The following is a 9768-nucleotide window of genomic DNA, read 5'->3' on the forward strand; positions in this document are numbered from 1 at the left end:
TCTAATAGGAAAACCTTCGTTTTTCTATCTAATTTTAGTAAAAATTTCATTGATTTTATGGATGCACCATACAATTAAAATGGGGTTAATGCACTTTTGTAATGAAAGGGGTTAGGCGTGGCTTCTCCATGATATTGTTTTTCAGCAAAGTAACTCGATCTTACCATTGGTGCACTCCAGATATTTTTAAATTGTAATAACTGACCATGGATTTGGTAATGTTCAAATTCTTCCAAGGCAACAAAACGATGAATTGGGGCATGTGCTTTGGAAGGTTGCAAATATTGTCCAATGGTTATGTAGTCAACATGGTGATCTTTAAGATCATTCAGTAACACAATCACTTCTGCTTTAATTTCGCCTAATCCAACCATCAGACCAGATTTGGTCGGAATATCAGGACAGTACTGTTTAAATTGCTTGAGTAAATCTAAGGAGTGCTGGTAGTTTGAACCCGGTCGCATGGCTTTATAGAGGCGTGGCACAGTTTCAATGTTGTGATTAAAAACATCGGGTGGGTTCTGGCTCAGAATGTCGAGTGCAAGATCTATGCGACCGCGAAAGTCTGGCACTAAGATCTCAATTAAAGTGTCTGGGCTGCTTTGACGGATTGCTCGAATGCAATCGGCAAAATGTTGTGCACCGCCATCTTTTAAGTCATCACGGTCAACAGAAGTAATCACGACATATTTTAAGTTCAGGTTCTTTACCGTTTCTGCCAAATGTTGTGGTTCACTGGCATCTAATACATTTGGGCGACCATGAGCGACATCGCAAAACGGGCAGCGTCGGGTACAAATATCGCCCATGATCATGAAGGTTGCAGTCCCACTACCAAAACATTGCGGCAAATTCGGACAGGCAGCTTCTTCACACACCGTATGTAGTTTTTGTTGTCGTAATAAATCTTTGATGATCTGCACTTCTTCAGGCTGACTGATTTTGCTCCGTATCCATTCTGGTTTTTTGGGTGGTGTTTCGGTTGGGAGCACTTTAATAGGAATACGCGCCAATTTTTCAGTGCCACGCATTTTTTTCCCAGTTAGTACAGTGTTATTTAAATCCATTTTATATATTCCATTGTTTAAATTAATATAAAACATTCATTTAATTGCAGGGTTGAGCTGTAATTAAAATATTCAAACTATAATAAAATAGTCCAAAAATCTTATGATATAAAACAAAGGTTGGTTAAAGGTTTGTTTTTATATGTTTTTGAAATTAATAAAAAATTAAAGATATTTTTAAGTGTTTAATATGTTGTTTTTTAATATTATTTCATAATTTTTATATAATATTTTTTTTAGTCTAATAGGAAAAGTAATCAAAATATTCTTATATAAATATACGGTTTTAAAATTCAGGTTTGAATGTTTTTCTACTCTGAATTTTATTTTAAGCGTTATGAATAAGGATCAAGTATATGCAATTAACGGAAGAGCAATTGCTAGCAGCATACAAAAGAATGCGCGATATTCGTGAATTTGAGGACCGACTTCACGATGAAAATAATACAGGTGATATCCCAGGTTTCATTCATTTATATAGCGGTGAAGAAGCGGTTGCCGTGGGAATTTGTGAAAATTTAACCGACAAGGACTTTATTACTTCGACCCATCGTGGTCATGGACACTGTATTGCCAAAGGCTGTGATATTCACGCCATGATGTTAGAAATTTTTGGCAAAGATGATGGTTTATGTCGTGGTAAAGGTGGCTCCATGCATATTGCTGATCTGGATAAAGGCATGCTCGGTGCCAACGGTATTGTGGGGGGCGGTCCTCCCTTAGCAATTGGTGCGGCATTAAGCGCCAAAACCCTTAAAAATGGCGGTATTGGTTTGTCCTTTACCGGAGATGGTGGTTCAAATCAGGGCTTAACCTTTGAAGCCATGAATATGGCAGTCGTGCTCAAGCTTCCTGTCATTTTTGTTTTTGAAAATAACGGCTTTGGTGAAGGCACTGCACATGATTATGCCGTAGGCAGTAAGGACATTGCAGGTCGGGCGGCAGGTTTTGGCTTACCTGCTGAAAAGGTGGATGGTACAGACTTCTTTGCTGTGTATGAAGTTGCGCAAAAAGCCATTGAGCGTGCCCGCTGTGGTGAAGGTCCGAGTGTGATTGAAACGGTAACCAACCGTTTTTATGGACATTTTGAGGGAGATCCCGGACTGATTCGCTCCAAAGAAGAACTAGATTATGTCAAAGAGCATAAAGACCCATTGAAAATCTTTCGTGAAAAAGTCAAAGGGCAAATTGACGAAGCCAAATTAGATGCCATTGATGCCCAATCTAAAGCGAATGTGGACGATGCTGTTGCGAAAGCGCGAGCAGCCAAATATCCAGAAGTCTCTCAGCTACTTACAGATGTTTACGTCTCTTACTAAAGGAATAGTAGAACAATGCCAAATAAAAGTTATCGAAACGCGATTAAAGAAGCGATTGAACTGGAAATGCGCCGTGATCCAAGCGTGATCGTTGTGGGTGAAGATGTCCGTGGTGGACATGGCGGTAAAAATACCGATGACAATAAACTCGAAGGGTTTGGCGGGGTATTGGGGGTCACTAAAGGGCTATGGACTGAGTTCGGTTCGGAGCGCGTCATTGATACCCCGATTACCGAGTCTGCCATTATTGGGATGGCCGCAGGGGCTGCTGCAACAGGTTTAAGACCTGTGGCGGATTTAATGTTTATGGATTTTTATGGCGTGTGCTATGACATGCTGTATAACCAAGCGGCCAAATTCCGTTACATGTTCGGTGGCAAGGCAAAAGCTCCAATGGTGGTGCGCGGTATGATTGGCGCTGGTTTTTCAGCAGCCGCGCAGCATTCGCAGTCCCCATATAACGTATTTGCTTCTGTGCCCGGCTTAAAAGTCGTAGTTCCATCTAGCGCCTATGATGTGAAAGGCTTGTTGATTCAAGCTATTCGGGATGACGACCCTGTCGTATTCTGTGAGCACAAGTTGCTATATGACATAAAGGGTGAAGTACCAGATGAGGCTTATACCATTCCTTTTGGTGTCGCCAATTACACTCGTGAAGGCACCGACATTACCATTATTGCCTTAAGCCTCATGGTGCATCGTGCCAATGAAGTTGCTGATAAGCTGGCCAAAGAAGGTATTTCGGTTGAAGTGGTTGACCCACGGACCATTTCCCCGTTGGATGAAGACGGCATTTTAGAGTCGGTAGCTTCAACAGGTCGGGTGGTGATTGTGGATGAATCGGCAGCCCGTTGCGGTTTTGCACATGATGTGGCTGCGCTTATTGCCCAGAAAGGTTTTCATTATCTGAAAGCACCGATTGAACTGGTGACCCCACCGCATTCACCTGTGCCATTTTCACCCGTATTGGAAAAAGAATGGTTACCAAGTGTAGAACGTATCGAACAGGCTGTACGTAAAACGTTGGAGGCTTAGGATGAGCGAAATTAAAACTCTAGAAATCCCGAAATGGGGTCTGTCGATGGAAGAGGGCACCATTGCCCAATGGCTGATTCAGGAAGGGCAGCAATTTAGTAAAGGGCAGGAAATTTGTGAAATTGAAACCACAAAAATCGTCAATGTTCTGGAAGCGCCTTTCGATGGCGTGCTGCGCAAAATTATTGCTAAAGATGGTGACACCCTTGTTGTCGGTGGTGTGATTGCCATTTGTGCAGACGCTCAAGTTTCCGATGCTGAAATTGAGGCTTATGCGCAATCCTTAGGTGGAACACCTGCTGTAACTGAACATAAAGCGGTCGCAACGGTTCCTGAAAAAGTAGCTTCAGCTCAAGTTGAAAGCAAAGTACAAGCTGCGCCTAAACAGAACAGTGCTGGTAATGGATCAAAAGCTGTGGCTCAGGGTGGATATTCAATTCCTGCTGCGTTACAAGGCTACCAACAAAGCGATGATATTTTTGCAACGCCACATGCCTTGAAATTGGCTGCAAAACATAATGTGAACTTGGCCCAGATTACGGGTTCTGGACGTAAAGGCCGTATTAGTGTTCAGGATATTCAGGCTGCAGTTCAAGCCGCAGGCGGTGCTTGGCCAGATGTGCGTCATCAGGCCAGTAGCAAAGTGGCTAAATCTAAAGCGGACGATAGCCACGTGCTCGCCACTCCAGTCGCGCGCCGTTTGGCAAAACAATGGGGCATTAATCTGCATGATTGCCGTGCATCGGGTTCACGTGGACGAGTCTGTAAGGAGGATGTTGAAGCCGTTTATCAGCGTGAAAACCCTGTACAAGTTCAACATGCAGACCATGTGCATGCAACAGAGTCTACAAAAGTCACGACTATAGCCATGAATGCCATGCGTAAAGCGATTGCTTCAAGGCTGCAAGCCGCCAAACGTAATGCACCGCACTTTCGCTTAACCATAGACTTAAATGTTGAAGCGGTTCAGGCCTTACGTCAGCAAATTAACAGTAGCGTACCGCAAGTCAAGTTGTCCATTAACGATATGTTGATTAAAGCTGCGGCGGCCGCATTGATGAAGGTTCCACAGGTCAATGTTCAGTTTGATGAAGAAAATCAGCAAATTTTGCAGTTTGAACAGGCTGATATTGCTGTAGCTGTCGCGATTGAGAATGGTCTGATTACACCGATTATTAAAGCCGCTAATCACAAATCCTTAGCCCAGATTTCCAATGACATGCGAGATCTGGCGACTCGTGCCAAAACGGGTAAATTAGCCCCTGATGAGTTTCAAGGCGGCAGTTTCAGTATTTCCAATTTGGGGATGCTCGGCATTCAACAGTTTGACGCGATTATTAACCCACCTCAGGGAGCCATTCTGGCTTTGGGAGCTGCGGAGAAACGCGCTGTCGTCGAACATGATGCGATTGTTGTGCGTCAAATGGTGACAGCAACATTATCTTGCGATCATCGTGTGATTGATGGGGCATTGGGTGCGCATTTCCTATCGGCATTTAAGCAGTTTGTCGAAAATCCTGCCTTGATTTTAGTGTAGGAGAGTCGCCATGTCTGATACACAATTTGATCTGATTGTCATCGGTGCTGGTCCAGGGGGATATGTCGCTGCGATTCGCGCAGCGCAACTGGGCTTAAAAACCGCAATTGTTGAAAAACAGCATTTGGGTGGAATCTGTCTGAATTGGGGCTGTATTCCTACCAAGGCATTACTGAGTGGAGCTGCAATGGCACAGCAGCTTAAACACACAGAGCAGTTTGGATTTACTGTAGGTTCCGTTGATTTTGATATGCAGCAACTGGTTCGTCATAGCAGACAGGTGTCCGAGCAATTGGTGCAAGGCATCGGTCATTTGCTGAAAAAAAATCAGGTCACTGTTTTTCATGCAGCCGCTCAATTTATTGCCAAAGAACAATTAGAGCTTACCGATGCACAGGGGCAGAAACAGCAGATTTCCGCACCGCATATTATTGTGGCAACGGGCGCACGTGCAGCCACTTTACCGCATATTGCTGTCGATGGTGATCAGGTCTGGAGTTATAAAGAGGCTTTAGTGCCGCAGCAATTACCCAAGTCTTTGCTTGTGATCGGCTCAGGGGCTATAGGCAGCGAATTTGCCAGTCTCTACCAAGACTTAGGTTGCCAAGTGACGCTGGTAGATATCGCCAAGCAGATTTTACCTAGCGAAGATGTTGAAGTTGCCCAATATGTGCAAAAGCAATTTGAACAGCAGGGGATGAAAGTTTTAACGGCTGCCGCTGTAAAAAGCATCGAAAGCAAAAACGGGCAAGCGGATTGTTATATTGAAACATCAACCGGTGTGCAAATGATCACCGTTGAAAAGGTGCTTTCCGCGATTGGCGTAAAAGCGAATACCCAAAATCTGGGTCTAGAAGCATTGGGTATTGAGTTTGAGCATGGCTATATCAAAGTCGACGCTTGGTGCAAAACCAATGTGGTAGGCGTTTATGCAATTGGAGATGTCGCAGGCGCACCCTGTTTAGCCCATAAAGCCAGTCATGAAGCCATTCTTTGTGTCGAGAAAATCGCTGGGTTGACTGAGGTACATGCTTTAGATCGTACCCAGATTCCAGGCTGTATTTTCACCCATCCCCAAGTGGCGAGTATTGGCTTGACGGAGCAGCAAGCCAAAGCTGCGGGCTTCTGTATTAATGTCGGCAAATTTCCATTACAAGCCAATGGGAAAGCCTTGGCTTTGGGCGATAGCACAGGATTCGTCAAAACCATTTTTAATCAGGAAACGGGCGAGTTGTTGGGGGCCCATATGGTGGGACATGAAGTCACAGAGCACATTCAAGGTTTTGCGATTGCCAAATACCTAGAAGCGACAGATGACAGCCTAGCTCAGGTGATTTTCCCCCATCCAACCTTATCTGAGGCGATGCATGAGTCGGTGTTATCCGCGATGCAGCGCGCCATCCATATTTAAGGAGTCGCAACATGCCTAGAGGTTTAAACAATAAAGTCGCGTTAATCACAGGTGCCGCACAAGGCATTGGACGTGGTATTGCCTTACGTTTGGCGCAAGAAGGTGTTCATATTGCTTTGGTCGATATTCATCAGGAAAAGTTAAATGTTGTTCAACAAGAAGTTGAAGCTTTTGGCGTAAAGGCCACCACATTTATTGCGGATATTTCAGATCCAATACAAGTAAGTCATGCAATCGATCATGCCGAATCAACACTTAATGGTTTTGATATCATGATCAATAATGCAGGTATTGCACAAGTTAAAGCTTTGGCAGAAGTAACGCTGAGTGAATTTAACCAAATTATGAACATCAATGTCGGTGGTGTACTTTGGGGGATTCAAGCCGCAGCAAATAAATTTAAACACCGCCAACAGGCTGGAAAAATTATTAATGCATGCTCAATCGCAGGTCATGAAGGCTTTGCTTTACTCGGTGTTTATTCGGCAACTAAATTTGCAGTTCGTGCATTGACACAAGCTGCGGCTAAAGAATATGCCAGTGCTGAAATTACTGTAAATAGTTACTGTCCGGGTGTTGTAGGTACAGACATGTGGGTCGAAATAGATCAGCGGTTCTCTGAAATTACAGGCGTACCAATTGGTCAAACGTATAAAAAATATGTAGATGGTATTGCTTTAGGACGTGCTGAAACACCAGATGACGTGGCTGCATTAGTTGCATTTTTAGCCAGCGAGGATGCAAACTACATTACAGGTCAGTCTATTTTGACAGATGGTGGAATGGTTTACCGTTAATATCAATATAAGGAATACACAATGAAAGCAGCTCGTTTTTATGATCGAGGGGATATTCGAATTGAGGATATTCCTGAACCAAATGTATTACCTGGCACAGTCGGAATTCAAGTGGCATGGTGTGGTATTTGCGGTACAGATTTACATGAGTTTATGGAAGGTCCTATCTTTATTCCGCCGTGTGGTCATCCACATCCAATTTCTGGAGAGTCTGCACCTATTACCATGGGGCATGAATTTTCAGGCGTAGTTTATGCGGTTGGTGAGGGGGTTGAGGATATTCAGATCGGGCAACATGTTGTCGTTGAGCCCTATATCATTGCCGATGATGTGCCTACAGGTCCGAATGATAACTATCATTTGTCTAAAAATATGAACTTTATTGGGCTTGGTGGACGCGGTGGCGGGCTCTCTGAAAAAATTGCGGTACAACGACGCTGGGTACATCCTATTTCGAAGAATATCCCCTTAGATCAGGCAGCATTAATTGAACCCTTATCTGTGGGGCATCATGCCTACGTCAGAAGTGGTGCAAAATCGGGCGACATCGCTTTGGTTGGTGGAGCGGGACCTATTGGCCTGCTTTTATCGGCTATTTTAAAGGCCAAAGGTCTCACGGTCATCATTACTGAACTCAGTGCAAAACGTAAGGAAAAAGCGATAGAAGCTGGGGTTGCCGACTATGTGCTAGATCCATCACAAGTTGATGTGGTTAAGGAGGTCATGAAAATTACCGAAGACCGTGGTGTGGATGTTGCGTTTGAATGCAGTAGTGTCAATAAAGTGATGGATACACTGGTCGCAGCGATGAAACCCACAGGCGTGGTGGTCATTGTGTCGATCTGGAGTCATCCTGCAACGATTAATGTGCATAGTGTAGTCATGAAAGAGTTAGATATTCGGGGCACAATTGCTTATGTAAATGACCATCAGGAAACCATTCGTTTAGTGGAGCAAGGTCTGATTCATCTGGAACCATTTATTACCCAGCGTATTGCGCTGGATGATCTGGTTTCGCAAGGCTTTGAAACACTGATTCATAATAATGAGTCTGCGGTAAAAATTATTGTTCATCCTTAAACGGATACGCAGATCGACGCTCACCATAGATTTGGATTTACTCGGTTGGGCTGATTCTGTTGCTGGCATAAGGATAAAAGTTGAGTTTTAGATTGAGCCAATTGAATAAATTCTAGTGATGAACCTGATCTAAAAGTCATGTCGTGAACAGGTTCTCACAGGCTTCGATAAACAGATTTAATCGTATAAGAGTTATTTTTTAAATTTTTCTTATCAAAAACGCTTAAGGCTACCAAACAGAAGGTAATCGATAACATTCACAAAGCAAACACTCTAGTTAGAGTGTTTGGCTTTTTAAAAAATTAACAATATTTCGATTAAACACACTCGGCTGCTCCACATTAGAAATATGCGAAGCATCAATTTCGACCAATTGACTCTGCGGAATCTGGGCCTGCATAAACTCTGCATCAGCCACCGTGGTTACAGGATCTTGCCGCCCTGCAACAATCAATACAGGTACTGTAATTGTCTTTAATTGTTCCCGCACATCCGCTTTAGCCAAAGCCGCACAACAGTTTGCATAACCTTCGGCACTGCCAGCTGCCAAGTCGTTTTGAAGATTGGACACCACTGCAGCATGACTTTGGATAAAGGGAGCTGTAAACCATCGCGAGGCTGCACTGTCCGCGATCGCTTGTAAACCTTGATTTTTGACCAATGTTGCACGATCCAGCCAAGCCTGTTCCTGACCAATTTTGGCGGCAGTATTACAGACAATCACATGGCTAAACCGCTCAGGATAATGAATCGCCAGCCACTGACCGGTTAAGCCGCCCATCGAAATGCCACAGAAAGCCGCTTGCTGAATATTGAGATGATCTAGCAGCTGAATCACATCTTCCCCCAACTGTTGCAGGCTATAAGGCCCTTGCGGAGTTGAGGATCCACCATGACCACGGGTGTCATAACAAATGACAAAGAACTGCTCTTTCAGGGCATTAAACTGCTGCTGCCACATGCCATAGTTGGTGCCTAAGGAATTAGAAAACAGCAGTGCAGGATGACTGGCATCACCAAAGGTTTGATAATGTAGTTGTACTTCGGGCGTGGTTAAAATCGGCATATTGTGATTCCTTCATTCATTTTTTTGAGCTAAGTTCTCTAAATTCGCGATCCAAATTAGTCTGCAACCCGCTGAATAATCAGCGCAATGCCTTGACCCACGCCAATACACATCGAACACAGGGCATAAGTACCACCGGTTTGTTCCAATTGGTTTAAAGCTGTAGTGACTAAACGTGCACCTGAAGCCCCCAGTGGATGACCAATCGCAATCGCACCCCCATTTGGATTCACTTGCGTGGTATCGTCGGCTAAACCCAAATCACGGGTCACCGCCAATGCCTGTGCGGCAAACGCTTCATTCAACTCAATCACATCCATCTGCTCTAAAGTCAGATTGGCTTGTTTCAGTAACTTCTTGATCGCAGGTGCCGGCGCAAAGCCCATAATGCGCGGTTCTACACCTACAGCCGTAGAGGCAATAATCTTGGCGCGTGGTTTAAGCTGGTATTGTTCA

The 9768-nt window shown here is 44.2% G+C and carries 8 protein-coding genes and 1 pseudogene; 6 read left to right on the top strand and 3 right to left on the bottom strand.

Features of this window, described 5'->3' with window-relative positions:
* Positions 1–74: 74 nt before the first annotated feature.
* Positions 75–1067 (bottom strand): lipoyl synthase, encoded by a 993-nt coding sequence (gene lipA, locus AC6CHI_RS03210; RefSeq protein ID WP_498119388.1) that lies wholly within the window; start codon positions 1065–1067, stop codon positions 75–77.
* 356 nt (positions 1068–1423) lie between these two features.
* On the opposite strand from lipA, the gene AC6CHI_RS03215 reads away from it, so the two are divergent.
* Genes AC6CHI_RS03215 through AC6CHI_RS03240 form a run of 6 tightly spaced genes read left to right on the top strand, consistent with a single transcriptional unit; the run spans position 1424 to position 8246 of the window.
* On the top strand, positions 1424–2386 hold the full coding sequence (locus tag AC6CHI_RS03215; protein WP_498119389.1) for a thiamine pyrophosphate-dependent dehydrogenase E1 component subunit alpha: 963 nt from the start codon (positions 1424–1426) through the stop codon (positions 2384–2386).
* 15 nt (positions 2387–2401) lie between these two features.
* Positions 2402–3421: an alpha-ketoacid dehydrogenase subunit beta gene (locus AC6CHI_RS03220; RefSeq protein WP_458890550.1), complete on the top strand. Its 1020-nt coding sequence runs from the start codon at positions 2402–2404 to the stop codon at positions 3419–3421.
* Position 3422: 1 nt separating this feature from the next.
* Entirely contained in the window at positions 3423–4958 is a 1536-nt protein-coding gene (locus AC6CHI_RS03225; protein WP_498119390.1) for a dihydrolipoamide acetyltransferase family protein, read from the top strand.
* A 10-nt stretch (positions 4959–4968) separates the two neighbouring features.
* Positions 4969–6369 (top strand): dihydrolipoyl dehydrogenase, encoded by a 1401-nt coding sequence (lpdA, locus tag AC6CHI_RS03230; RefSeq protein WP_498119391.1) that lies wholly within the window; start codon positions 4969–4971, stop codon positions 6367–6369.
* Positions 6370–6380: 11 nt separating this feature from the next.
* Entirely contained in the window at positions 6381–7166 is a 786-nt protein-coding gene (locus tag AC6CHI_RS03235) for an acetoin reductase (protein WP_498119392.1), read from the top strand.
* A 21-nt stretch (positions 7167–7187) separates the two neighbouring features.
* Entirely contained in the window at positions 7188–8246 is a 1059-nt protein-coding gene (locus AC6CHI_RS03240) for a 2,3-butanediol dehydrogenase (protein WP_498119393.1), read from the top strand.
* Positions 8247–8523: 277 nt separating this feature from the next.
* Here AC6CHI_RS03240 and pcaD read toward each other — a convergent pair whose 3' ends face one another.
* Positions 8524–9312 carry a 3-oxoadipate enol-lactonase gene (pcaD, locus tag AC6CHI_RS03245; RefSeq protein WP_498119394.1) on the bottom strand — a complete coding sequence of 263 codons (789 nt, stop codon included), beginning with the start codon at positions 9310–9312 and terminating at the stop codon, positions 8524–8526.
* A gap of 56 nt (positions 9313–9368) precedes the next feature.
* Positions 9369–9768: pseudogene (locus AC6CHI_RS03250) on the bottom strand (acetyl-CoA C-acyltransferase); the annotation flags it as partial.

The organism is Acinetobacter sp. GQ146 (genome assembly GCF_059758585.1).